We start from the raw sequence: 25,911 nt of genomic DNA on the forward strand, positions 1-25,911 counted from the left end.
AATCTGAAAAATTTGTGTAACAGCTATTTTTTACTGGATTTAGTAGTCAGTTTTTGCAGACTAGGACATGTAGATGCAGCAACTAATCTAGCTGTTTTTTAACTTTGATCAATCAATGTTCTTTCATAGACAATTGGATGAGACATCTTTCAATTTCTTTTGTATTGATATTTAGTTTAGTTTTGCTATAGGAGAACTGGCAAATTTAACGCCGGAAGAGAAGATGGCATACATATCAAGCTTGGAACAAAAACGTGTCTATAATGCCACGATTGCATATGCTGAAAAGGAAGGTATGGAAAGAGGTTTAGAGCAAGGTCGATTGGAAGAGCGGGCCAAAGCTGAAGCTGAAAAGCTTAAATCAGCGTTAGAATTAAAAAAAAATGGTGTAGCTGTAGAAGATATTGCTAAAGCTTTAGGACTGACTGTCGAACAGGTAGAGGAGCTGAAATAGGATTTTTTTGCTTACAAAATATTATAGGGCCATTCTTTCAGGGATGGCTTTTTGTTATTATATCGGAAGACATCATTTATCAACAGTATCTATCTTGTTTCAGCTTCAAATTTATTCCGAAAATTCTTTGCCAAAATCATAGTCCAGCAATTTAGATGGATGTTCATCAAGTCCTTTTGCTAATTCAATAATTGTCGAAAGCTGAACATTATATCTCCCATTTTCAATTTTTGAAATATTACTATCGTCAAGATCGCATTTTGATGCAACTTTTCTTAAGGAATATTTTTTACAGTCTCTCAGTTTTCTAACATGATTTCCAAAGTCAACCTTTAATTTGCTATAGTCCTTTGCCATTCTATTTCTAATTTTTAAGAAATAAAAGGATTTATATAATTTTAAATGCGGTAATATATTACCGCATTTAAAATTATTTTTGTACCTTAGTAGTGTAAAATCTGCAAACAAGAAATTGTTTAAGGTTTAATTTTTTTTGACGGCATTTGACTAGAATACTTGTGTAAGGAAATGTAGGAAATTTCAGAGCACGCAAGTTGCAAGAGTCTGGTGCCCATTTCGTATTTTTGTGAAATTCAGAAAACGATGGGCCCCTCTTGTGCATGCGCTCGCCCTCCTACAGGCTCCTTGTGTGTTACAAGAGGATTGCCCATCACCAAATATATTGGGTAATTCTTTTTAAAGACGATAATTTAAAAAGAATATGAAACAATCAACAAAAAATCTTATTAAGTCGCCCGAGTAGCTCGGTCGAACCGATCAAATGATATTTGATCCCTCTTAGTCATGAACCGCATCGCGCCAATATATATACCTTGTAATTACCCTTCAAATGCGGTTTGGCCCATCAATTAATCAATTTATTATTTAAGTGGCTGAGGCTAGCTTAAATTCCCTAATAGTCTGATTTTAATCGGATAGGGAAAGCTATGTGCTTATGTCACCTGTTAAAAACTAAACACATGAAACCTGTTTATGCAAATCTCGTGCAATTGGATCTAGCATTTTACGAGATATACCAAGAAGGGTACAATCCCCTAAAAAACATCAAAGACTTTTGGTCAACTTATGCTATCGATACATGTAAAAACTATATCGCAGCTTTAATGGAAAATAGTTTGACGCATGCAAAGGTTTCTGATACGATCAAACAAGACGGAGAGAAGGATTTCTTTGGAGCGTTGATCCGCCTGCTTATCGCATATTTTATGATCCATTTCCAAAATCTTGATATGAACTGGGCCGAGATTTCTTTTTCCGAATCGAGGGAGCGTATCCAGGAAGACCTCGATACCAAGAAAAGAATTTATGATTTCTTCAGTAGCATATCCAAAGAATCTAATCAATAAGAAGATGCTACAAAAGACCTTTGCGTTTACTGCTTTATTGGATAAAACAGCAAATAATACAGTTATACAGATGACCAAACTTATTAGGGTATCTATTATCGTTTTTCAATTTCTGATTTGTTTTTTAAAGGCATTAAAGACTACAACAATACTTTTAACATGTATTGCTGTAGTTTCTATGTTTAGTTTATCGGCTCAGACGCCCCGCAGGGACAGCGGGGCCAATGGGCTTATAACCGGACAATCCGACATTGTACCGTTACAAGTGGGGCATAAAGTTCCAGAAGAGTTCTGGACCGAGGAACATCTCTTTTATATCAATGGAGATACCGTGCGTAGAAATCTCCAGGAATATAAGGGAAAGCTATTGGTGCTCGATTTTTGGATGATTGGCTGTTATACATGTTTTCTACATCAGAAAGAGATCAACTATTACAAACAGCTTTATAAGGATGAACTGACAGTGGTTATGGTGAATGGTATAAAAACAAAAAATAATTATTCAAGTATCCATCGCTTTCTAAAAAATGAGTGGATTCAGGGATTGGGACTGGAATCATTTTCATCCATAATTGAAAGTAGCTATTTGGATCAATTGCTTCAACCGGGTGGGTATCCGATGTACTATTGGATCAATAAATATGGTATACTGCAGACGGTATCCTATCGTAATCTATTGGACAGTAATTATGTAGCACCATTTTTAGATAAATAAGATGGTAAGAACTATTATGCTAATTTGCAGTTTATTGGTTCTAGGAACGCAACTGCAAGGACAAGTCCTGATAAAGGGAACAGTGCTGGATAGTGTAGGAGAAGTAATAAGTGCTGTATCCGTTAGCGAGAATCGTGGTAATAGTCGGGTAATGACAGATAAGAACGGTAAGTTTGAACTTCATACTACAACAAATCAAGGAAAGCTGTCTTTTCAACACCTTGGTTATGTCCGGCACACGGTAGCCTTCGGCGCATCAACCACCTTACTCATTGTTAAACTAAAAGCACGTACGACACAACTTGATGAGGTTATCGTATCGACAGGATATCAGTCCATACCGAAAGAACGGGCTACAGGTTCTTTTTCAACCGTTGGAAAGGAACTGTTTAATCAGCAGGTTGGTACGGATATTCTTTCAAGATTACCAGTAGTGGCAAATAGTCTTGTTATGGATGCTGGCCGAAGTCAGTCTAGTCCCCAGATCATGGTCCGTGGGTTAAGTACCATCAATAGCCCTAAAGATCCGTTGATAGTAGTGGACAATTTTCCTTATGATGGAGATATCACCAATATAAACCCGAATAGTGTTGAAAATATAACGATTCTGAAGGATGCTGCTGCATCCAGTATTTGGGGAGCTAGGGCAGCAAATGGTGTAATTGTGATCACAATGAAAAAGGGAAAGCTAGATAGGCCAACTTCCTTTGAATTCAATGCCAACAGCACAGTGGATGCAAAGCCTGACCTCTACTACATCCCTCAGATGTCATCATCAGATTTTATAGATGTAGAACGGGAATTATACAGTCGTGGATTTTATAAAAGTAAAATCGGCTCGACCAGTAGACCGTTATTAAGTCCTGTAATCGATATGCTTGATCTGGCAGATAATGGAAAAATATCCGAGGGGGAAGCTCTGTCTAAAATCAATGAATTGAGCGGTGTTGATGTACGTGATCAGTTGGATCGCTATGTGTATAAACCAGCTTATAAACAACAGTATTTTTTATCGGGGTCGGGAGGAGCTGCAAAGTTTTCTTGGCTTTCGTCGGTAGGCTATGATCGAAATATTGGAACACTGGGTGATCGTTACGAACGTATCAATTTGCGGTTTCAACAAGCTTATGAGGTTAGTAAGCAATTTTCTGTTGCCACAAATCTGTATTATACACAGACAGATACAAAGTCTGGACGGAATGGATATAATGATATCTCCAATCTTTTTCCATATACGCGTATTGCTGATCAAAATGGTCAGGCTCTAACGGTTCCACGAAACTATCGGCAGAGTTTTATTGAGTCATTTGGGGATGGTAGGCTACTGGATTGGAGTTATTACCCATTGGTGGACTCGGAGCATCAGATACGCAGAAGTCCGGCGACAGATTTATTGGGGACCATCGAGCTAAACTATGAAATTATCAAGGGGTTGAAAATAGCAGGAAATTATCAATATGAACAAGCGCACGGCTTGGGAACAAGCTTTGCCGATCAATATAGTTATATGGCACGTGATTACGTAAACCGTTTTACACAACTTCAGAACAACAAGGTCGAATATATAATCCCTCTTGGTGGAATACTTGATAAAAGCACGTCCTTAATGCATGCGAACAATCTACGGGGGACGATCAGTTTTGACCGTAGTTTTGGTAAGCATATGATTACCGCCATTGCTGGTGCTGAAATGCGGGATGCTCGGCAAGAGTCGAACAACAACAGGTTCTATGGATACAATCCGGATAATTTAACATTTGGAAATATAGATTATAAAACCTCTTATCCGACTGTTATTACAGGTGCTAAGGACTATGTTCCGAATAGTCAGACACTGAGCGAGACGGTTACAAGGTTTGTTTCTCAGTTTGCCAATGCGGCGTATAGTTTTGACAACAGATATACGCTTTCTGGTAGTCTACGCCGCGATGCATCTAATCTATTTGGCCTAAAAACAAATGATCAATGGAATCCTTTTTGGTCAGCAGGTGCTGCATGGAAAATCTCCAATGAGAAATTCTTCAATACAGGTTTAGTATCTTATCTTAATCTCAGGACTTCCTATGGTTTCAGCGGTAATATAGATCCGGCGATGGTGGCTGTAAATACCATTGCTTTCTCTTCTCCTTCTGTATTTACAGGTGATCCCTCAGCTGCATTTGTGAATTTCTATAATCCCCTGTTGAGGTGGGAAACGAGTAAAATGCTCAATATCGCACTTGATTTTAGAACAAAGAATAATCGCGTAGTGGGTGCATTGGAATTTTATCATAAATGGGGGCGCAACTTGTTTGGCCAAGCTCCGATCGACTTGACTACAGGTGTAAATACTTCGATGCAACGAAATGTGGCCAACATGCATGGACAGGGATGGGATTTAGAGCTGACCACAAAAAATATAGACCACACCCATTTAAAATGGAATAGTACCTTGAACATGAGCCAATATAAGGATGTAATCGACGATTACCTGATATCACGCACGTTGGCTCAGCAATACGTAAATGTTGCGACCCCTCCAATTTCGGGGATAAAGGGGAAACCGGTATACGCGATCTATAGTTATAAATGGGCGGGGCTAGATCCGAATACTGGCGAAGCACAAGGGTATCTGAACGGTGAGGTCAGTAAGGATTATACCGCGATTACGGGGACTGGTACTAAGGAGGAAGATCTGAACTATCATGGGTCGGCTATACCGACCCTGTTTGGTAATTTGCAAAATTCGGTTTCGTATAAAGATTTTAGTTTTCAAATTGGCGTTACTTACAAATTGGGCTATTGGTTCCGACGTTCCTCCATTAATTACACCAATCTATTTAATAGTGGAAAAGGTCATAGTGATTATGCGTATCGATGGCAAAACCCAGGAGACGAATTAATTACAGATATTCCCGTTAATCCGTACACCACAAATAGTAACAGAGACCGATTTTATGAAGGAGCCAGTGTTCTCGTCGAAAAAGGTGATCACATTCGATTGCAATATATCAATTTTGGGTATGATCTCCCCACTATCAAAGGATTTAAAAGATTGCATATTTATATTAACATACAAAATATTGGTATACTATGGAAGGCTAATAAAGCTGGTATTGATCCGGATTTTAACTTGGGAAGCGGTCGGACAATCGTACCGAGGAGCTATTCAGTGGGGATAAAAACAAACATTTAAAGAAAAAGTTTATGAAAAAAATATGGAATAAAGTCTTATTTCTCCCTCTGTTTGTCTTTTGCCTTGGGAGCTGTAACAAATTTTTAGAGGAAAAATCAGATAAGAGTTTAGGTATACCTGTAACGGTAGCAGATTATAGGGCACTATTGAATGATTGGGCAACTGTAAACTCGAATTATCTCTCAATGGGCGAATCTAGCAGTTGTGATTTTAGTCTGACAGATGCTGACTATAACGGGCTGTATTACGATAGTGATAAACGTCTGTACAGTTGGCAGCCCGATTATGTGACGCGTGCAGTATCTGGTGGAGGCCATGAATGGTATTATTGCTATAAAGGTATTTATGTGTCCAATTCGATACTTAAGGGATTGGATGACAACGGTCTGTCTAGCGGCGAGGCAAATGAAGTCCGGGGGCAGGCACTAGTTTTTAGGGCAGCCCGTTATTTGGATGGAGTACAGGTATGGGCACCCGCATATGATGCTAAAACTGCCGATAAGGATTTGGGTATGGTATTGCGGCTTGATCCTGATATGAATTTACCTTCAAAAAGAGCAACTGTACAGCAGACTTATGATTTAATTTTATCCGATTTACAGGCGGCGCTACCTTTGTTACCTATCGCTGAATCTTCTCCTGCGCTTCCGACAAAGGCTGCCGCATATGGCTTGTTGGCTCGGGCTTATTTAATAATGGGGGAGTATGAGAAAGCTCTAGCTAATGGGCAACAGGCACTGAAGCTCCATAGAGATTTGATTGATTTTAATGATCTGTCCGCCGCTGCAAGTTTCCCGATACCGGCTACGAATCAGACAAGTGCGGAAGTGGTCTTTTTTACAAGGATGTATGCCTCCAATATCGTTAACCTAAATATAGCTCGGATAGAAAAAGATCTTTATCTGCTTTACGCAGCGGATGATCTTCGAAAAAATATCTATTTTAGGCTAGATGATAAAGGCGATGTATTTTTTAAAGGTACACATATGGGACATCAGGGGCTTATTACAGGGATCACGTCCAGCGAACTGTTGCTGATTGTCGCTGAATGTCAGGCTCGTTTAGGAGAACCTGAAAAAGCAGCTGAAACACTAAATCAGTTGATGATAAAGCGCTGGGATAAAAATACCTTTAAACCCTTTGTATTCACTGATGCGAACATAGCTCTTGGTACGATCTTGAATGAAAGGCGAAAAGAGTTAGTGTTTCGTGGGCTGCGTTGGTCGGATATCAAGCGGTTGAATAGAGATGGTGCCGGAATAACACTTTCTCGTAAAATCAGTGGTCAAGACTTTGTACTACTTCCAAATGATAAGCGTTATGCAATTGCTTTGCCTGAAGACGTGTTGGAAATGACGGGGATGGAACAGAACCCCAGATAGACCCTTTAATATGAGAATAGTACTGGGGCGATATACCCCCAATACTATTCTTAATTAAAGATTAGATTTTGCTAATCTCTCTTGCTAAAAGTTGGATCATCCAATATATTTTGATTGGATTTTCCAGAAAGCATAGACTCAAGATCATTCTCATCTACAGCTGTTTTTTGACAAGGTTTTGTCGTACCTGTACCACATGCCGATGGAGAAATCCCTGGTTCCCAGTTGTCAGGATTAGCAAATGCTCCCTCGCTGGTATCTTCACTAGCGTAATGAAATACAACCAGTTCTTTTTGAGAGGTTGCTTCAACTTCTTTCTTCTCCATCGCCTTTACTACCCAAAAGGCTCCAATCAATAAAAAGAAAGATAATACAAGACCGGTACGTAACCAGTTAATTTTTAAAGTGCGCATATGCATCTTTTTAAGTTTATATAATTTTATTAGTTATTGTTGCATTTCGGTTTTGCCTCACAGCCATGCGATCGAGGGATCCTAGGTTGAGGTCAGCCAACTTCCTTGAAACCGGGAGACCAATATAATCGGGAATAGTGCAAACTTGCGCGGATACCACATCTTGTCCACGACTCTCTTTAGGGCTAAGGATAGACAGATAGGGGCATAGCATAGCTCCCTGAACACAGGAACGACACTATACCTAAACGGAAGGACAAACCGCCCAAACAGCCTGATCCATAAGGACTGGAACACTGGCCCTAAGCGTAGGCCAAGTCGTTTGATTGTTTCTTTCGCTGTTTGTAGACTTTTCATCTCCGTTTATTTTACCTATCCATAACCTATTGCGCAGCGGCACAACCTTGGCGCGGCCTGCCCTCTGTTTTGCTTTGCACTTTGTCGCTGTACCCGCGTCCCTATTTTATATTGCTCCAGCGATCCCGCCAAACCCTTCACAAGCGTACTGAAGATCGCTGGAGCGCCCCGTCGGGAAATACGGTGTGGATGTAACAGCAGTACGCTCGCCATTTCGTTATTATTTATTATCGTCATCTTTTGATAGCGATGTCTTTACCTTGAAAATTTATGCAAGACATCGGCTGTTTATCTCAGTGTCTGAAAGCAAAAGAAATATAAGCTTGATCTTTTTCCATATTTATTGGTTGATATTCATAATTAGCGTGTAAGAAATGATGAATCAAATTGAATAAAAATCTAAATAGTTGATTTTTTAGCATTTTTTTGATATTATAGTATATCGTGTTAATTAGCTGTTAACCATTAGCCAAACTGTATAAATTATGGAATCTGTAAAAAGTACCGAAAGCACAGATGGAGATTGGGACCTCTCGATCAATCATTGGAGATCCAGAACGATATGGATCCTTATTTTTTCTTTTTATAATGCTTCTGCCGGATATCGTATCGGTGCGGGATGGAAGATCTACAAATACTGCTTGTCCAACACAAATTTCTATGTCGATTTCCTTTGGAGTATCTTTTTTCTTTCTGTCATGGTGGAGTGGACCATGCAGACGACAGCATATTTTGATCAAAAGCAACCTTGGCGCAACGAATTTCTAAAACGTTTCTTTATTCAGATCATATTTATCTATCTGCCGACCATTTTCTATCTCGAATGTATGGACCGATTATATCTTCAAATAACGGATCGCGCTCTTTTTCGGATTCCCCAAAATATTCTTCAATTGCCATTCTCCATGGGTATATCACTGATTTATACATTGTTCTATAGTTTGGCTTCATTGTATAGAGAATATATGGCTGGAATTGGGGAAGTTGAGATTTTAATAAATGACGAAAAGCAGGGAAAGATAGCAGCTATCAAACAGAATAATTTACAGGATAATCCGGTCATAACCATACGTGATGGCAAAGATATCCGACTGATGGATTTGGACATTGTTTTAATCTGCAATAATAATGGGATGAATACGATCTATGAACGTAATCCGGCAAATCCACCTATTCAGGATAGCCATGCGTTAAAATACCTCGTCGAGAGGTTAGATACGAAGGAATATTATCAGATCACTCGCTGGGAACTGGTACACCGAAGTGTTATAAAAGGATATGAAGTAAATGGCGATAAAAACTTTAGACTGCAATTAGATTTTCCACTTGAACAGCAGCTTGTGATTAATAAAGATAAAATTGATGATTTTGCGAAATGGTTGTTGGACGGAAATGATGGGTAGTTTTAAGTTTTCCACACGATGTTAATAACGATGTGGAAAACGTTTTACTCTCTCCATAATATCACAATTTGTAGTCAAACCTCATTGAGCTAGAAAATTAAAGTGGAGTGACTTCCAGGGTTTATATAATTTTTGTATTTTTAACTATACTGTATTAACGCCTTAAAAATGAAAATCAGATTTGTGCTAGTTTTAATATTGGCCTTTGTCGTATGTTTTTTAATTGCAGCGTCGGTTTACTATTTTTTGGATGACAAATCTTCCGTTCGAGATTCCATATTTGTAGGTTTTATATCAAGCAGCGTCGTGATTACTTTATCCGCAAACTTCAATAAAGGTGCAGGACGTATATAGCTATACTTTTTCGATACAAACGTCATATCAATTTATGACAAATTCCTGCCTATAACTTTGCTTCTCTTATCGGAGTGGCCATCATTCACCGCTCCTTTACCTACATTTACCGACTTTTTTATTCCGTTGATCTAAATGTAATAAAATGGGATGCTGCGTTGTCTTACTTTTGAATCAGAATCTTAAAGGAAATGATGCAACAAAATCAACTTCCTTGCGACAATAAGAAAAGAGATAAAAAAACTAACAATATAAATAAAGTATTATGAAAACTTTAGTAAAGACATTCGCAGCTGCAGCATTGATTACACTATCAACTTTTGCAATGGCAGCAACTGACCCTGGTAAAGCATTGAACCTTTCCACAGCCGATTTGGCCATCGATAGCTATGTGTCGGTAATGACAGAAGGTGCATCTCAGGGCGTAGAAAAATTGTTCGCATCCGAATTCAATCAAAAAGTTCAGGGAAAAGCTGCACGCACCAATAGCCGTTCGGAAGTCATTTCGTTCCTAAAAAGGCAAAAAGGTGAAAAATTGAACTGCAGTACAAGTACCGAAGTACTCGAGGAGTCTGAAAACTATATGGTGGCACGTATCACCATGAAGTTTGAGGATTTCACGAAAACAGATTTGGTGACATTGATCAATGAATCGGGAACCTGGAAGGTTGCAAGCTCCGTAAACTCGTATAAATAGAAACTGTTTAATTAAATTCATATGTTTATTTTAGCCACGTCGGGATGATGTGGCTTTTTTTGTTTCACAATCTCTTAGCGAATCTGAAATTGCTTTATTGAGGGCCGGACTTAATCGTACTTATAAGGAGCGATTTGAAATGACTACCCTTCTCTATAAAATTCAACAAACGCTTAAAAAGGCGAAAATTATTCATAAACCCTTTTATCAGAAATAGTGTATGGATATTTTTGATCAGGAAATTTTAGAGTTTTGGCAGAATTTAGAGCAATCAAATGTAGCGTACATTATGATTGGGGGGTATGCAACTAATTTGCACGGTTTTCAAAGGTTTACTGGTGATTTAGATATTTGGATAAAAGACTCATTGGATAATAGAAAACGGTTAAGGGAAGTATTCAGGCTATCTGACCTTGGTGATATTCCACAGCTGGAAACTATTCCTTTCGTAGTTGGCTGGACAGATTTTCACTTGAATAATGGGCTTCGCTTGGACATTCTGACGGATATGAAAGGTTATATATAAACCAGCTCATCGCTAATAAAAAGGCAATCAATAGACCAAAGGATCAGATCGATGTTCAGGCATTGGAAGAAATTGTCAGACTTCGAGAGGATGAAGGTGAGTAGGTTTTCTAAGTTATCAACAGTGTTATTAACACCCTGTGGAAAACTTAATGGTATGCAGCCGTGCCGGCCATAACAGAAATAAACATTATTTAACCGATTAATTTTTTAACTATCCTAGATATTTGTTATTATTACCCCTGTATTAACAATTATTATGAAGTATTATTTAGACTTTTCGACGAAACTTATTTGTTTTTTTCTATTGAACCTGTGCGGATTGAGCCTTTCTGCTCAAGTTACTTTTACCACTTACCATAGGAAAGATGGGGAGGAGACTAAGAAGCAAGACTCGGCTTATTTTTTAAGAGAAATTCATATTGATGCGTTGGGAAAGGATAAAGTTTATCAAATCGAGGAGTATTATCTGCGGAATGACTCGCTAAAGCTTAATGCGATCAGCGAGAGTGGACACCCGCCATTCAGATTTTTGGGTAAAAAATATGAATTTTATGAAAATGGTACGTTGAAGAGTCTTGAGAAGTTCAGTGATGAGAGTAAATTGATAGATTCTGCTTTTTATCTCTATCCGAATAGTAAGTTGAAGATGATTGTATTCTATCCGAGTGAAGTGAAGAAAAAGAAACTACTGATAAAGAAGCCAATCTATGTGGTGTATTATGACTCTTTGAACAATAAAAAGTTAGAAAATGGAAATGGTTTTATTCGTTTTAGTATAGATGAACAGGACGAAACTGAAGAAGGTCAGCTGGTCAATAATTTGCGCGAGGGGGAGTGGCGAGGAAAGAGGGGACCTGATTCTTTTGTCGAGCATTATAAGGAGGATAAATTGCTGTCAGGTACTAAAACAAAAGAAAACGGCACTGTCATTTCATATGACTCTACTACCTATAGAACACAGCCAGAATACCCTGGAGGTACCAAAGAAATGATGTATTTTGTGGCAAGAAATTACGAATATCCAAAACAAGCCATGATGAATGGTATAAGCGGTACTGTAGAAATAGCGTTCATTATAAATCAACAAGGGCGATTAGAAGATTTGAAAATAAAGAACGATTTGGGTTTCGGTACAGGGGCTGCTGGTATACAAGTCGTCAAAAAACTTAGAAAATGGAAACCTGGTATGCTCCGTGGTGAACCTGTAAGGGTTGGCTATACGTTGCCGATAAGGTTAAATTTGAGGGGAATATAAAAACAGTCTTCCATTTGGAAGGCTGTTTTTTTAAAGATACTTTATATACTATTTTTTCAAAGCTGCAGCGCCTTTAACGATACCCTCCACAACAGCAGGATCTTGAAGTGTCGAAGTATCACCTACATTGGCGATATCGTCTTCGGCAATCTTGCGTAAGATACGGCGCATGATTTTTCCTGAGCGTGTCTTTGGTAGGTCATCCACAAACTGGATAATGTCTGGTTTCGCAATCGGACCGATAATGCGTGAAACAGTTTCCATGATATCTTTTTTGGTTGCTTCGGCATCCGTATGGTGGTTGGCAATCACATAGGCATAGATGCCCTGGCCTTTTACTGGGTGCGGATATCCGACAATGGCCGATTCAACAACGTCAGCGTGCATATTGATGGCATTTTCCACTTCTGCTGTGCCAATGCGGTGACCTGAAACGTTCAATACATCATCTACACGGCCTGTGATTTTATAATAGCCTTCTGGACTACGGAAACACCCGTCGCCTGTAAAATACATATCCTTATACGTCGAGAAATAGGTTTGACGACATCTGTCATGATCCCCCCATGTCGTGCGTAGCATACCTGGCCAAGGGAACTTGATACATAGGTTTCCTGTGACATCATTGCCTTCGATTTCTTTCCCATTCTCATCCATCAAAGCGGGTTGAATGCCCGGCATCGGGAACATCGCATAACTTGCTTTTTCCGGTGTTACTCCCGCCAAAGAAGTGATCAAGTGGCCTCCATTCTCTGTCTGCCAATAGGTATCAACAACAGGACAATTCTTTTTACCAACTTTTTCGTTAAACCAGTTCCAGGCTTCTTCGTTGATTGGCTCTCCTACAGATCCCAAAACGCGCAAAGAGGAAAGGTCGTTCTTGTCGACAAATTCGTCACCAAAAGCCATCAATGAACGTAAGGCAGTAGGGGATGTATAGATAATATTGACCTTGAACTTATCAACAATGTCCCAATAACGGCTCGCGTCCGGGAAGGTTGGAATACCTTCAAACATTAAAGAAGTAGCTCCTTGTGATAACGGCCCATAGACGATGTAACTGTGTCCTGTAATCCAGCCAATATCTGCTGTACAGAAAAATACATCGTTTGGCTTATACTGGAACGTATTCATAAAGGTATAGCCTGTATACACCATATAACCGCCACAGGTGTGTACTACACCTTTAGGCTTACCTGTGGATCCCGATGTATAAAGGATGAATAAGTTGTCTTCCGCATCCATCTCTTCTGCTGGACATGCCGGATTTCCCTGTGTTTCTACTTTTTTGATCTCATCTTCCCACCATACGTCACGTCCTTTGATCATCGATACCGGTGTACGTGTACGTGTTAAGACAATTACTTTTTCAACAGTGTCACATTGCATTAAAGCATCGTCCACAATATTTTTTAAACCAATGGTTTTGTTGCCACGGTAACTACCATCTGAAGTAACGATCAGTTTGCATTCCGCATCGACGATACGATCCGCGATAGAACGTGCTGAAAAACCTCCAAATACCACCGAGTGGATGGCACCGATACGTGCACAGGCCAATACTGCAATAACCAATTCAGGAACCATCGGTAAGTAAATACATACCCGGTCTCCTTTTTTGATGTTATTATTTTTAAGTACGTTGGCAAATTGCTCTACCTTTTGTAGTAATTGTTTATAGGAAAGAATGCGGTGCGCTTCATTTGGATCGTTAGGTTCCCAGATGATGGCTGGTTTATCACCATTCGCATAAATATGGCGATCAAGACAGTTTTCTGTAATATTTAATTTTGCACCCTCAAACCATTTGACATTGGGTTCCTCAAAGTTCCAGCTCAGCACTTTATTCCATTTTCTCTTCCAGAAAAAATGATCTGCAATGCTCGCCCAAAACTCCTCAGGTTGTTCTACACTTCGCTTATATTCACTTTGATATTCTTCAAATGATTTTATTTGTAGGCTCATCGTTATTAGGATTATTATGAATTATTTTAATTTATATTGTTATCGTTGCGAAATCGTTTTTGATATTTCGATTTCGGTGTACAATTTAGCGGTTTTTGCCCATTTTATCAAAAAATTGATGTTTAATATAATGTTAAACTACTTTTATCTATAAGATTGTTATCTTGCATCAAGATTTACCAAGATGTCTTTTCTAAGAAAGCTATTCTATATTACAATCTATACAAATCTGCTGATCGCCATGGCGGCCATGGCACAATGCGCGCTGACTTATATCATATTTGAACGACCTATCAATTGGTATATTGTTTTAGTGGAAGGAACAGCGACTTTGTTGCTTTATAATTTTAGCCTGTGGTGGTCCAAACCGAAGAACCCAAAAGAATCAAAATTCCCGCGGACACGCTGGATCTTTAATCATGAATGGGTCATGTGGTTAAATAATGGTATCGCTTTGCTTGTGCTCGGTTATTGCTTGTGGTATATTCATGTGTACTCTTTTTTGTTTTTGGGTTTTATTGGAATCCTGAGTCTATTATACGGAATGCCCCTGTTTACCTTCCGTGACCGCAAAGTGGGCCTTAGACAGATACCCGGGGCCAAGATTTTTCATATTGCCCTGGTCTGGGTCTGCAGCAGTGTGGTGCTTCCCTATGTGGAACTGGCCAACGTCGGTGTCAAAATAGATCAGTGGGTTTTTATTGCGCTCTGCGGATTGAAGTTCATATTTTTGATTATCTGTACCCTGCCTTTTGATATTCGGGATATCCAACAGGATTCCTATTATCACCTGCGGACTTTGCCCAATATGCTGGGCGAACAAAAAGCTAAAAATCTAACTTATGGGCTGTTGGGCCTCCATTGTGTTTTGATCTTGACGGTACCTTATACGATACCTATTAAAATTGGATTGATTCTGACCAACGTGCTCATATTTGCATTGCTAAAATTGGCCGTTTTCAAAACAAAAGATCATTATCACTATGCTTATCTACTTGACGGTAGCTTGGTGCTTCAGTTTCTGATTGTTGTTGTTATCGGTATCTTTAGTGCCGGAACCTGATTTTTTATACGTTTCAAGAGCAATAGGTTACTTTAACCTCCTAAGCGTGTATGGATAGGAGGAGATTGCTAGATTGATTGCTAGATTGCTAGATTGCTAGATTGATTGATTGATTGATTGATTGATTGATTGATTGATTGATTGATTGATTGGAGATTTTGGCAAATAGCTCTTTGTAAAAATTAAGATGTCAGAAAGGCGATGATCTTATCGGCAGCCACTTCCGATAATTTATAATAACTTTCGAATGTCCATCCGGCAACATGTGGAGATAAGATCACATTGTCTCTACGGATAAGATCTGCATACCAGTTCTGTTCAGCGAGTTTTGGGAACTTTTCTACGGGCAACACATCGAATGCTGCTCCGATAATGGAACCTGAATCAAGGCCGCTAAGCACTGCGGGTACTTGTACAATACCGCCTCGTGCCCCCAGTAAAAAGAAAATAGGTTTTTCAAATTTAGCCAGATAATCCACATCAATCATCCCCTTTGTTTCATCCGTTAAGGGGATATGGAAACTGATCACATCGGCTTCTTTGCAGATCTTTTCCATGTCTGCTGCCGATGCATATTGATCCGTATAGTCGATTCGATATTTATCATAGGCAAGTACCTGTACATCAAAGCCGGATAATTTTTTTGCCATGGCCACACCATTGTGTCCATAGCCGATCAAACCTACAGTACGCCCCTTAAGTTCATATCCACGATTGGCCTCACGCAGCCACTGCCCAGATCGTATTTGTTGGTCACCACGATTCAAATTGTTCATTAGACTAAGCAACATACCGATCATATGTTCACCTACAGCATCCCGATTGCCTTCATTGGCCGGAATTAACAGCACATCTCTTTGCGCAGCAACTGTATCGTCGATATTGTCCATACCTGCACCAGCACGGGCGATAAAGCGGAGGTTTGGTGCCAGGTCAAAAAAAGCCTTATCTACCTGAAATTTGGAACGGATAACCATACCCGAGTAATTAGCGATGATTTTTTCAGTTTCTTCTCGGCTGATATCAGGTTGATAATGGAACGCGATTCCTGCCTGTTCAAATTTCTCAAGCATGATTTCATGAATGTCGTCAACGATCAAAATGGTAGTTTTCATTCAGTTATTTTTTTATGTGGGACTGATCAGTGAATACTGTTGTGGTGTAGTACGATGATTTAGATCCCAGCGTCATGATTATGGTTGATCTGCATAAAATCTACAGATAATAATTTGTTTAATTGTTGTTGTTTCATGCGGTTAGGCATTATTTTCATGCCAAAATTTCGCATTCTTATCAGGAATGGATTCTCCCATTGTGCGATTTTTCCTATCCTCCAGGAAGTATTACAGATGTAATTTACCCGATCCAATCTTCTTTTTTCGAATCCTTGAAAAGCCAAACTAACGGAAGCTGCGGTCTGGAGTTCATCCACGAGAACAGCAACATCTTCAATAGCCTGACAGGCTCCCTGGCCCAAGTTGGGAGTCGTTGCATGTCCAGCGTCACCCAATAATAGGATATTGTCAAAAGCGAGTTGCTGAAGTGGTTCGATGTCAATGATGTCATTTGCAATTAGCTCGCTATCCTTTGTTTCCGAAAGAATCGTTGGAATAGGGGCATGATAATCTTTAAAATTTTCGAGGAGCTCCTTTGTTTTCCAGTTTTTTAAGACCGGATTTTGTGCCTCAGTATTGATGCATGCGTACCAATAGATGCGGTTATTGACAAGTGGGGTCATCCCAAAGCGGCCTTTGCTGCCCCAGGTTTCTGTCCCCTTACTGAGCTGTATACTGCTATTATCGATGGTGGCCCGCCAACAGGTATAGCCTGAATAACGAGGTGCCGAGCCTGGTATGAGTTGTTGTCGTAATGCTGAGTGTACGCCATCGGCAATCAAAAGGGCTTGGCCGTGTACATGGCTTCCGTCTGCGAAATAAACTTGAATATCTTCTCCCTCTCGTTTAAAGGAAACGGCACGTTTGCCGAGATGAACTTGTCCATTGGGGATTTTGGATAAGAGAAACTGATGCAGATCTGCCCGATGGATAGCGAAATTGTCCTGTTGATATTTTTGACTGATTGACTTGGTGTCTGGTTCAACAAGAATATTTCCCTTTTGATCCAAGACATTATACGATGCAAGGTAATGCCCAATCGGAACGATTTCATCCTTCAATCCGAGATGTTCCAAAGCTTGCATGGCGTTGGCTGCGAGCCCGAATCCAGCACCTATGCCTTTGAGTTCATTGGCGCTTTCATAGACATGTGCTTCAATACCTACTTTTGCAAGCCCTATTGCAGCACATAATCCAGCGATACCTCCGCCTACGATAATAAATGTGCTGTCCGTCGAATGCATATTAAAGACTGTTTGCTATCTCGTTTGTTAAACCGACAAAATCATCTACCGTCAATCGTTCTGCGCGTAGCTCGTACAGTGGATTGTCGGACATTTTATCTTTGGGAACAACGCCCGAAAGTGAGTTACGGAGGGTTTTACGACGTTGATTGAAGCCCGCTTTAACAACACGCCAAAATAGTTTTTCATCACAATTCAATTGTTCACGGTCATTGCGCGTCATGCGGATAACGCCCGACAATACTTTTGGCGGTGGATTAAAAGCTCCTGCTTTTACAGTAAAAAGGTATTCTACTTTATAATAGGCCTGTAAAAAGACACTCAAGATACCATATTCCTTGCTGCCAGCCTTAGCTGTACAACGTTCGGCTACTTCTTTCTGGAACATACCCGTCATTTGAACGACACGTTGGCGTTCATCCAAAATTTTAAAGAGAATCTGGGAGGAGATGTTGTAAGGGAAATTGCCAATGACAGCCATTTTCTCACCAAAATACTGTGAAAAGTCAAGGTTTAGGAAATCACCGTGGATCAATCGCTTACCCAATTGGGGATATTTATCGTCCAAATAAGCAATGGATTCGTCATCCACATCGATCAAATAGGTTTCATATTCCTCTTTTTGCAAGAGAAAATCAGAAAGTACACCCATTCCTGGACCTACTTCAAGCACTTGGCTAAAACCCAATTTAGGATCCAATGCTTCCACAATCTTTTGTGCAGCATTTTTATCGTTCAAGAAATGCTGTCCTAAATGTTTTTTTGCTCTTACTGTGCTCATGTTGCAAAAGTAAAAAATAAATAAGTGAAAAGTCATTCTAAGAAAAAAATCCCTATTTTTGAATCAAAGCATTTAAATAGAATGAGCGATAAATTAAAAATCGGAATTACCGTAGGCGATATTAACGGCATTGGACTTGAAGTCATCATTAAATCTTTGGTAGATCAGCGTATGTGCGATTTCTTTACGCCAGTGGTTTACGGAAATACAAAGGTTGCTTCTTTTCACCGTAAAGCGATCGGTGTAAATGATTTTAGTTTTAACGTGATCAATGATGCTGAGCAGGCGCATTCCAAAAGAGCAAATATGATCAATTGCTGGCAGGAAGACGTCAAGATTTCGTTGGGTGAAGAAAACGAAATTGGCGGTAAATATGCCTTCCTTTCGTTGGAGAAAGCTGTTGAGGACCTGAAAGCCGGCAAAATTGATGCTTTAGTGACTGCCCCAATTAATAAGCATAATATTCAACAGGAGGGATTTCAATTTCCGGGCCATACCGAATACCTGCAGGCCAAAGTAGAGGCTGATGATGTATTGATGTTTATGGTTTGTGATGAATTGCGTATTGGTGTGGTAACAGGTCATATTCCACTGCATGAGGTTGCGGCTAATATTACCGAAGAAGCTATTCTTAAAAAGCTAGCCCTGATGAATGACTCGTTGAAGAAAGATTTTTGGATTGAAAAGCCTAAGATCGCAGTTTTGGGACTAAATCCACATGCTGGCGATCATGGGATTATTGGCACCGAAGATGATCAGATCATTAGACCTACCGTAGAAAAAGCAAACGAACAGGGGATCTTCTGCTTTGGTCCATATCCTGCCGATGGATTCTTCGCAAAAGGTGCTTATGAGAAATTCGATGCGGTACTCGCGATGTACCATGACCAGGGGTTAATCCCTTTTAAGCATATTGCCAAAGGTGCCGGTGTAAACTTTACAGCCGGTTTACCTATCGTACGTACTTCGCCAGATCATGGTACAGGCTATGATATTGCTGGAAAAAACTTAGCTTCTGAAAGCTCTTTTGTAGAGGCAATTTTCTCGGCTTTACATATTGTAAAACGCCGTCGTGAACAAGCCGAATTACTTAAAAATCCACTTGCTTTCCGTAAGTTGTCCAAAGATAGGGATTAGGGAAAAAAATTGTTACTTTTGCAAACTGTTTGGTTTTTTACCTGCTGTTTTGACTATGTACGATAATTTACAACATCCAATCTTTTCAATCATTAAGGAACTCGCCGAGATAACAAATACAGAATGTTATGTCATTGGGGGGTATGTTCGCGACTATATTATGAAGCGGCCTTTTAAGAATGATGTGGATATTGTTGTCGTCGGCAGCGGCATTGAATTTGCGACTTTATTGGGTGATAGGCTACATACTAAAGTTGCTGTCTACAAGAATTTTGGTACAGCAATGTTGGTTTATGAAGGACTCAATGTGGAGTTTGTCGGTGCCCGAAGGGAATCTTATCGTGCCAATTCACGTAAGCCTATTGTGGAAGACGGTACCTTATCCGATGATCAAAATCGACGTGATTTTACGATCAACGCGATGGCGTTTTCTTTGAATAAAGCGGATTATGGTACTTTAGTGGATCCATTTGACGGCGTGCAGGATCTTGAACAGCGCGTTATTCGAACACCGTTGGATCCGATAGAAACGTTTTCCGATGATCCACTGCGTATGATGCGGGCTATCCGTTTTGCGACACAGCTAAATTTTAAAATCACGATTGATGCGATCAAAGCGATTAGCGATACCAAAGAGCGAATAAAGATTATCTCGAAAGAACGTATTATCGATGAAATCAATAAGATTATTCTCTCACCTAAGCCGTCAGTCGGTTTTAAATATCTTTTTGATACCGGTCTCCTGGAATTGATCTTTCCGGCCATGTATAATTTACACGGAGTTGATGTCATTGATGGCAAAGGCCATAAAGATAATTTCTACCATACGTTGGAAGTGTTGGATAATGTATGCGAATTGTCTGAAGACCTTTGGTTACGTTGGGCAGCGATTATGCATGATATTGCCAAACCGGCAACAAAACGTTTCGATAAAAAGCTCGGCTGGACGTTTCATGGCCACGAAGATCGTGGTGCACGTATGGTACCAAAGCTTTTTGCTGAATTGAAGCTGCCGCTCCATGAGAAAATGAAATTTGTTCAGAAGCTGGTACAATTGCATCTTCGGCCTATTGTCTTGGCGCAGGATATCGTAACGGATTCTGCTGTACGTCGTCTCTTGTTTGAGGCGGGGGATGATATTGAAGCCCTTATGATGCTATGCCATGCGGATGTGACCACAAAAAATGAGTTTAAAAAGAAAAAATATCGTCAGAATTTTGAACTTGTCAAACAAAAATTGAAGGATGTCGAAGAGCGGGACAAGGTTCGAAACTGGCAGCCGCCGATCAGTGGAGAGGATATCATGATCCTATTTGGCTTAGCACCAGGGCGTACTGTAGGGCAGCTGAAAAATTTGATTCGTGAGGCTATTCTGGAGGGCGATATTCCAAATTCCAGAGTAGAAGCTTATCAATTCTTGGTGAAAAAAGCAGGGGAAATGAACCTGACGATCAAACAAGAAATCCCATTGGAAATTTCCAATTCTTAAAATATAGTATTAATTTTAGAGGGTTAAAAGAAGAAAATAGCAGAGATGGCAATTTATAGATTTAGAGTTACTTTTGAGGATTATGAAGATGTATATCGTGAGATCGACATGCCTTCTAAAAGTACATTTATAGACCTGCATGAGGAAATCCATAAATCAACAGGTTATGCTGCGGATGCATCTTCCTCGTTCTATGTGAGCAATGATCAGTGGAAAAAGGGAACGGAGATTGCATTCAAGCCTACACAACGTAAAAAAGATGCTGAGGTATTGTTGATGGAGAATATCCGTTTAAGTAAGTTTATTGATGATCCACATCAGAAATTTTACTACGTTTACAATTTTGATCGTCCTTATGATTTCCAGGTTGAATTGATCAAGATCTTGAAGGAAGAGGATGGAAAAGACTATCCGGCGCTGTTTAAGTCTATGGGGCAGGTTCCCAAAACTATGACTGCGGCTAATTTCCCCGTGTCAGATTCGGTTGAAGAGGACGATTATGTGGAGGAAGATGATACGCAATATGGCGTCGATGATGAAGACGAATTGGATGGCTTCGACAGTGATGGTGACGATGAGGAAGAGGGCGAAGAAGGTGAAGAGCGTGAAGAATCCAACGGCTACGAAGACGAATATTAATTAACAAGACTTTACAGGTTTTTTTCAGCCTGTGAAGTGCTATATTATGGCAAATAAAAAAACATTGATAGCCATTGTGGGGCCAACTGCTGTTGGTAAGACTACAATGGCTATTTCATTGGCGCAATATTTTAAAACAGCGATAATTTCTGCTGATTCTCGTCAGTTCTATCGGGAAATGTCTATTGGTACAGCTAAACCAGATCCAGCGGAACTTGCTGCTGCTCCTCATTATTTCATTGATTCACACTCCATCACGCAGGATTATTCTGCAGGCGATTTTGAACGTGAGGCCTTACTGAAACTAGAAGAACTATTTCAATTGCATGATGTCGTAATTATGGTAGGTGGATCGGGCCTGTTTGTACGGGCCCTGTGCGAAGGATTGGATGATCTGCCCAAGGCGGGGGATGAAGTGCGCGAGCGACTTAATCATGAACTTGCAGTATTGGGATTGGAGGTCTTAAAAGATCGATTGAAAAGTATTGACCCTGCATATTTTGAAACGGCAGACATCGATAATCCGCAACGTGTCGTACGGGCGCTTGAAGTTTTTGAGGAGACTGGTAAACCGATGTCATTTTACCATAAGAAAGATGTCGAGAAAAGACCTTTTGATATCCTTACCATTGGCTTGAATATGGATCGGGCGAACTTGTATGAAAGGATCAATTTACGTGTAGATTTGATGATGAAAAATGGCTTACTGGACGAAGTGAAAGCTTTACTTCCTTTCAGAACGAAGCCTGCATTGCTCACTGTTGGCTACGCTGAGTTGTTTGATTATCTCGATGGCAAGCAGTCTTTGACGGAAGCGACCGAGAAAATCAAACAAAATTCGAGACGTTATGCCAAGCGACAGATTACATGGTTTAAAAAATATGGCAATACGCATTGGTTTCAGTCCCAGGAGACAGCTGCTATAATTGATTTTATTCAAAAGGAGCTGACAGGAGAGCATTCCTAAGGATCTAGCAGCAGTGAACTAGATGTTATCCTCGAAGGTTCAGACGAGGTATATAGACCGCGTTTCAAGGTATGCATAACGTATATAGGCCATAAAAAAAGCCTTTGTTATTAATAACAAAGGCTTTTCTATTTCATTTTGGAAATTACTTTACTAAATAGTTCCATCCGAATGGATCTTCTACTTTGCCATAGCGCAAGTCGTTGAGGTAATTCAAAACACGATTTGAAAACTCGCGGCCCTCTACTGGTGGCAAGTGGTAATCTTGTCCTTCAAAACCGATACGGCTGATATCCGTAATTGTGGCTGCAGTACCAGCTGCGAAAGCTTCAGTTACTGTACCGGCTTTAATACCGTCAATTAATTCTTGAATAGATACCTTTCTCTGCTCGGCTTTATAACCCCATTTCTCCGCCAATTCCATAATTGTACGTCGTGTTACACCGTGTAAGATCGTATCACCATGTGGTGTAATAATCGTATCTCCAATGCGGAAAATAAGGTTTGCCGTACCTGCTTCTTCAATATATTTATGTTCAGAAGCATCTGTCCACATAATTTGGTCATAACCTTCATCATTGGCCAATTGTGTAGGGTAAAGCGATAATGCATAGTTACCTGCATTTTTAGAAAAGCCAACACCACCTTCTGCTGCACGCGTATAATAGGTCTCAACTTTTAAGCTGATTGCTTTGCTGTAATATGCGCCTACAGGGCCAGTGATAATGATAAATTTGTATGACTTTGAAGGGTGTACACCTAATGCTGCTTCTGTTGCGAACATAAAAGGACGGATGTACAATGATGAACCTTCTTTTGCCGGGATCCAGTTACGGTCGATGTCCAATAGCTTGCTTAGGCCATCCATAAAAATCTCCTCAGGTACCTCCGGCATTTGAAGACGTGCGGCAGATTTGTTGAATCTTTCCCAGTTTCTGTCCGGACGGAAGATACTCACTGTTCCATCTGCAAATTTATAAGCCTTGATTCCTTCAAAGATCGCTTGACCATAATGTAAAGCGGACATCGAAGGACTAATACTGATATCTCCATAAGGGACGATGCTGACATCTTTCCATTCACCGTCATCATAGTTTGCGACCAGCATGTGGTCGGATAAAATCTTTCCGAATTTTAGATTGTCGAAATCTACTTGCGAGAGTCTTGAATTTTGAGTTGGCTCTACGCGAATTGAATAGTTCTCTGTCGCGTTCATCTTATTTTTTAATTACTTAGGCTAAGTTAGGAAAAAAATGAAATATAAGTTGCACCTGTACCCGGATAATTTACCCGCTTCGATATGCCTTTTATTTCGGACAGTTGTTCCCTATTTTACTACACTTTTTTTGAAATGGAAGAATTTTACTTCATATTTCTCGGCTAGACTGTATTAATAATTAAATGTGTTAAGTATTTATTAATTAACGCCGTTATTTCATATTATGGCATAAAGTTTGGCTATAAAGAATGCGGTCCTATAGATGGGCTTTTTGGTCCGCAGTAACGCTATAAAATCACTTATCATAAAAATAAACTTAGTATGGAATTGACTCACAGTCTTAACAAAAGTAGTGAAGTAACATCAGGCGACAATCGCTCAGTGTTACAGGGTGAAGTTGAAGTTCAGAAGAAAGGTATTTCTATGAATTTTATCCTTGGTTTTTTTGTGTTTTTATATAAAACGGCAATTAAACCTTAACAAACCTCCATTATAGTCTAAGCTTTCTTGAGCTTACCAATTAGACGAACGCACAGCGGTTCTTTAAAACAACAAAATTCAGCAATACGAGATTAGCCAAAATAAGGGAATCCAAAAAATTTTGGCTAATCTCCAGCCGGAGACCCCCTATTATTCGGTCAATGTGCGGAATATTTTAGTCTGTATGCCGTATTATTCGGCTAGTATTTTCAACAGCGGGTCGAGATATTCGCGACTATTGCTCAATCTTGGAACCTTATTTTGTCCACCTAGCTTACCTCTTGATTTCATCCATTTATAGAACGTATCTTCGGGCGCATTGTGTACAATAGGTGGTCGTAGGGCCATATTCTTAAAACGTTTGGCGTCATAATCCGAATTGATTTCACGGAGTTTAGCATCCAATATTTCACAAAAACGCCTAAAATCATTGGGTTGTTGTTCAAATTCTATCACCCATTCATGTGCTCCGGCTTCGGCATCTTTAAAATAGACAGGTCCAGCGGTATAATCTTTTATACGTGCCTGTGTCAACTTGCTCGCTTCGGCCAGGGCCTGTTCGGCGTTGTCAACAATAACCTCTTCGCCAAAGGTGTTAATGTATTGTTTGGTACGTCCGGAGATCTGAAAACGATAAGGGGATAATGATGTAAACTTGATGGTATCTCCGATTTTATAACGCCACAAACCAGCATTCGTTGAAATGATCAATGCATAGTTTTTGCCAAGCTCCACCTGATCCAAACGTAAGGTTGACGGATTTTCTTCGTGCATTCGCTCAGTAGGTAAGAATTCGTAATAAATACCATAATCTAGCATAAGCAGAAGATCTTCCGAATCCGATTGATCTTGTAGACCAAAATATCCTTCTGAGGCATTATAATTCTCTAGATAATACATATTGTCAGAAGGGATCAATTTTTGGAATTGCTCGCGATAAGGTTTGAAGCTCACTCCGCCATGCCCATAAAACTCTAGATTTGGCCATACCTCCAATAGGTTGTCTTTGCCTGTAATCTCAAGAATACGTTTGGCCATAACAATATTCCATGTCGGTACGCCAGCTAGACTCGTTACGTTTTCTTTGAGTGTAATTTGAGCAATCTGTTCAATTTTCTCTTCAAAGTTTGGATTTAAAGTAACCTCCATATTGGGCGTTCGCTTAAATTCTGCCCAGAAAGGAAGGTTACGGATGAGGATTGATGAAAGATCGCCGTAGTAGGAATCCGGACTGAAATTGTTGATTTGTGAAGAACCACCAATAACAACAGATTTTCCCGTAAATACGCGGTTTTCGGGTCTATTATGACAATAGATTGTAAGCATATCTTTACCGCCCTGGAAGTGACACTCTTCGAGTGCTTCCTCACTAACGGGAATAAATTTGCTACGGTCAGATGTAGTGCCTGAGGACTTGGCAAACCATTTGATATCAGAAGGCCACAAGATATTCTGTTCGCCTTTTATCATGCGATCAACGTAGCCCTTAATATCATCATAGTCCTGTATAGGGACACGTTCTTTGAAGATTTCGGGCGTTAATATACTTGTATAATCGTATTTTTTTCCCCATTCCGTAGCTTCAGCAGTGGCAATTAAACTCTGAAACCATTCTTCTTGTACATCGTGTGGGTATTTCATGAAAAGTTCAATCTGGTGAATTCTTTTTTTCATGAACCAAGTAAAAATGGAGTTTAATAAGGCCATAGGGG

The 25,911-nt window shown here is 39.9% G+C and carries 25 protein-coding genes; 15 read left to right on the plus strand and 10 right to left on the minus strand.

Annotated elements, in window-relative coordinates; all coding sequences use genetic code 11:
• Window positions 1–223: 223 nt before the first annotated feature.
• The gene (locus tag B3E92_RS16465) at window positions 224–454 is read left to right on the plus strand and encodes a hypothetical protein (RefSeq protein WP_286897550.1); all 231 of its coding nucleotides are present in this window, start codon (window positions 224–226) and stop codon (window positions 452–454) included.
• Window positions 455–565: 111 nt separating this feature from the next.
• Here B3E92_RS16465 and B3E92_RS16470 read toward each other — a convergent pair whose 3' ends face one another.
• The gene (locus B3E92_RS16470; protein ID WP_286897552.1) at window positions 566–811 is read right to left on the minus strand and encodes a helix-turn-helix domain-containing protein; all 246 of its coding nucleotides are present in this window, start codon (window positions 809–811) and stop codon (window positions 566–568) included.
• 623 nt (window positions 812–1,434) lie between these two features.
• Here B3E92_RS16470 and B3E92_RS16475 point away from each other — a divergent pair.
• From B3E92_RS16475 to B3E92_RS16490, 4 genes are read left to right on the plus strand one after another with little or no spacing between them, the layout of a single operon-like run.
• Window positions 1,435–1,821 (plus strand): hypothetical protein, encoded by a 387-nt coding sequence (locus B3E92_RS16475; RefSeq protein ID WP_286897554.1) that lies wholly within the window; start codon window positions 1,435–1,437, stop codon window positions 1,819–1,821.
• On the plus strand, window positions 1,781–2,536 hold the full coding sequence (locus B3E92_RS16480; RefSeq protein ID WP_286897556.1) for a TlpA family protein disulfide reductase: 756 nt from the start codon (window positions 1,781–1,783) through the stop codon (window positions 2,534–2,536). Before B3E92_RS16475 ends, B3E92_RS16480 begins: the two co-directional genes overlap by 41 nt.
• 1 nt (window position 2,537) lies before the next feature.
• Window positions 2,538–5,711, plus strand: a complete 3,174-nt coding sequence (locus B3E92_RS16485; protein ID WP_286897558.1) for a SusC/RagA family TonB-linked outer membrane protein — start codon at window positions 2,538–2,540, stop codon at window positions 5,709–5,711.
• A gap of 11 nt (window positions 5,712–5,722) precedes the next feature.
• Window positions 5,723–7,093, plus strand: coding sequence for a RagB/SusD family nutrient uptake outer membrane protein (locus tag B3E92_RS16490; RefSeq protein ID WP_145329888.1), 1,371 nt, complete (start codon window positions 5,723–5,725; stop codon window positions 7,091–7,093).
• A gap of 71 nt (window positions 7,094–7,164) precedes the next feature.
• Here the strand turns inward: B3E92_RS16490 and B3E92_RS16495 are convergent, their stop codons facing one another.
• The 3 genes from B3E92_RS16495 to B3E92_RS16505 form a co-directional block, all read right to left on the minus strand.
• Window positions 7,165–7,506, minus strand: coding sequence for a hypothetical protein (locus B3E92_RS16495; protein ID WP_145329890.1), 342 nt, complete (start codon window positions 7,504–7,506; stop codon window positions 7,165–7,167).
• 81 nt (window positions 7,507–7,587) lie between these two features.
• Complete coding sequence (locus B3E92_RS16500) at window positions 7,588–7,863, minus strand: hypothetical protein (protein WP_145329892.1); 276 nt, start codon at window positions 7,861–7,863, stop codon at window positions 7,588–7,590.
• A 15-nt stretch (window positions 7,864–7,878) separates the two neighbouring features.
• Window positions 7,879–8,100 (minus strand): hypothetical protein, encoded by a 222-nt coding sequence (locus tag B3E92_RS16505; protein ID WP_145329894.1) that lies wholly within the window; start codon window positions 8,098–8,100, stop codon window positions 7,879–7,881.
• A 248-nt stretch (window positions 8,101–8,348) separates the two neighbouring features.
• On the opposite strand from B3E92_RS16505, the gene B3E92_RS16510 reads away from it, so the two are divergent.
• From B3E92_RS16510 to B3E92_RS16525, 4 genes are all read left to right on the plus strand, one after another.
• Window positions 8,349–9,266 carry a hypothetical protein gene (locus B3E92_RS16510; RefSeq protein WP_286897563.1) on the plus strand — a complete coding sequence of 306 codons (918 nt, stop codon included), beginning with the start codon at window positions 8,349–8,351 and terminating at the stop codon, window positions 9,264–9,266.
• 619 nt (window positions 9,267–9,885) lie between these two features.
• A complete protein-coding gene (locus tag B3E92_RS16515) occupies window positions 9,886–10,317 on the plus strand; it encodes a nuclear transport factor 2 family protein (RefSeq protein ID WP_145329900.1) in 432 nt (143 codons plus the stop codon).
• A gap of 220 nt (window positions 10,318–10,537) precedes the next feature.
• On the plus strand, window positions 10,538–10,843 hold the full coding sequence (locus tag B3E92_RS16520) for a hypothetical protein (protein WP_208734343.1): 306 nt from the start codon (window positions 10,538–10,540) through the stop codon (window positions 10,841–10,843).
• 258 nt (window positions 10,844–11,101) lie between these two features.
• On the plus strand, window positions 11,102–12,100 hold the full coding sequence (locus tag B3E92_RS16525) for an energy transducer TonB (protein ID WP_145329917.1): 999 nt from the start codon (window positions 11,102–11,104) through the stop codon (window positions 12,098–12,100).
• Between the two features lie 48 nt (window positions 12,101–12,148).
• On the opposite strand, the gene acs is transcribed toward B3E92_RS16525, so the two are convergent.
• The gene (acs, locus tag B3E92_RS16530; RefSeq protein ID WP_145329919.1) at window positions 12,149–14,065 is read right to left on the minus strand and encodes an acetate--CoA ligase; all 1,917 of its coding nucleotides are present in this window, start codon (window positions 14,063–14,065) and stop codon (window positions 12,149–12,151) included.
• Between the two features lie 184 nt (window positions 14,066–14,249).
• On the opposite strand from acs, the gene B3E92_RS16535 reads away from it, so the two are divergent.
• Window positions 14,250–15,128 carry a hypothetical protein gene (locus B3E92_RS16535; RefSeq protein ID WP_145329921.1) on the plus strand — a complete coding sequence of 293 codons (879 nt, stop codon included), beginning with the start codon at window positions 14,250–14,252 and terminating at the stop codon, window positions 15,126–15,128.
• 182 nt (window positions 15,129–15,310) lie between these two features.
• On the opposite strand, the gene B3E92_RS16540 is transcribed toward B3E92_RS16535, so the two are convergent.
• From B3E92_RS16540 to rsmA, 3 genes are read right to left on the minus strand one after another with little or no spacing between them, the layout of a single operon-like run.
• Window positions 15,311–16,243, minus strand: coding sequence for an NAD(P)-dependent oxidoreductase (locus B3E92_RS16540; protein ID WP_286897568.1), 933 nt, complete (start codon window positions 16,241–16,243; stop codon window positions 15,311–15,313).
• A gap of 59 nt (window positions 16,244–16,302) precedes the next feature.
• The gene (locus B3E92_RS16545; RefSeq protein ID WP_248932570.1) at window positions 16,303–17,487 is read right to left on the minus strand and encodes an FAD-dependent monooxygenase; all 1,185 of its coding nucleotides are present in this window, start codon (window positions 17,485–17,487) and stop codon (window positions 16,303–16,305) included.
• A 1-nt stretch (window position 17,488) separates the two neighbouring features.
• Window positions 17,489–18,268 (minus strand): 16S rRNA (adenine(1518)-N(6)/adenine(1519)-N(6))-dimethyltransferase RsmA, encoded by a 780-nt coding sequence (gene rsmA, locus B3E92_RS16550; RefSeq protein ID WP_070560762.1) that lies wholly within the window; start codon window positions 18,266–18,268, stop codon window positions 17,489–17,491.
• An 81-nt stretch (window positions 18,269–18,349) separates the two neighbouring features.
• Here rsmA and pdxA point away from each other — a divergent pair, with 81 nt between their 5' ends.
• The 4 genes from pdxA to miaA are packed head-to-tail and all read left to right on the plus strand — an operon-like array spanning window position 18,350 to window position 22,500.
• Window positions 18,350–19,405, plus strand: a complete 1,056-nt coding sequence (gene pdxA / locus B3E92_RS16555; protein ID WP_070560760.1) for a 4-hydroxythreonine-4-phosphate dehydrogenase PdxA — start codon at window positions 18,350–18,352, stop codon at window positions 19,403–19,405.
• Window positions 19,406–19,460: 55 nt separating this feature from the next.
• Window positions 19,461–20,894: a CCA tRNA nucleotidyltransferase gene (locus B3E92_RS16560; RefSeq protein ID WP_145329923.1), complete on the plus strand. Its 1,434-nt coding sequence runs from the start codon at window positions 19,461–19,463 to the stop codon at window positions 20,892–20,894.
• Window positions 20,895–20,939: 45 nt separating this feature from the next.
• Window positions 20,940–21,533 carry an IS1096 element passenger TnpR family protein gene (locus B3E92_RS16565; RefSeq protein WP_070560757.1) on the plus strand — a complete coding sequence of 198 codons (594 nt, stop codon included), beginning with the start codon at window positions 20,940–20,942 and terminating at the stop codon, window positions 21,531–21,533.
• Between the two features lie 46 nt (window positions 21,534–21,579).
• Window positions 21,580–22,500, plus strand: coding sequence for a tRNA (adenosine(37)-N6)-dimethylallyltransferase MiaA (gene miaA, locus B3E92_RS16570; protein ID WP_088163026.1), 921 nt, complete (start codon window positions 21,580–21,582; stop codon window positions 22,498–22,500).
• Window positions 22,501–22,645: 145 nt separating this feature from the next.
• Here miaA and B3E92_RS16575 read toward each other — a convergent pair whose 3' ends face one another.
• The gene (locus B3E92_RS16575) at window positions 22,646–23,716 is read right to left on the minus strand and encodes a branched-chain amino acid aminotransferase (RefSeq protein ID WP_046672808.1); all 1,071 of its coding nucleotides are present in this window, start codon (window positions 23,714–23,716) and stop codon (window positions 22,646–22,648) included.
• A gap of 324 nt (window positions 23,717–24,040) precedes the next feature.
• Between B3E92_RS16575 and B3E92_RS16580 the strand changes: the two genes are divergently transcribed.
• Window positions 24,041–24,199: a hypothetical protein gene (locus B3E92_RS16580; protein ID WP_157698580.1), complete on the plus strand. Its 159-nt coding sequence runs from the start codon at window positions 24,041–24,043 to the stop codon at window positions 24,197–24,199.
• A gap of 192 nt (window positions 24,200–24,391) precedes the next feature.
• Here the strand turns inward: B3E92_RS16580 and B3E92_RS16585 are convergent, their stop codons facing one another.
• A complete protein-coding gene (locus B3E92_RS16585) occupies window positions 24,392–25,906 on the minus strand; it encodes a GH3 auxin-responsive promoter family protein (protein WP_070560751.1) in 1,515 nt (504 codons plus the stop codon).
• Between the last annotated feature and the right edge of the window lie 5 nt (window positions 25,907–25,911).

Origin of the sequence: Sphingobacterium sp. UBA6317, from assembly GCF_002440385.1 — a bacterium.
GTDB lineage: Bacteria > Bacteroidota > Bacteroidia > Sphingobacteriales > Sphingobacteriaceae > Sphingobacterium > Sphingobacterium multivorum.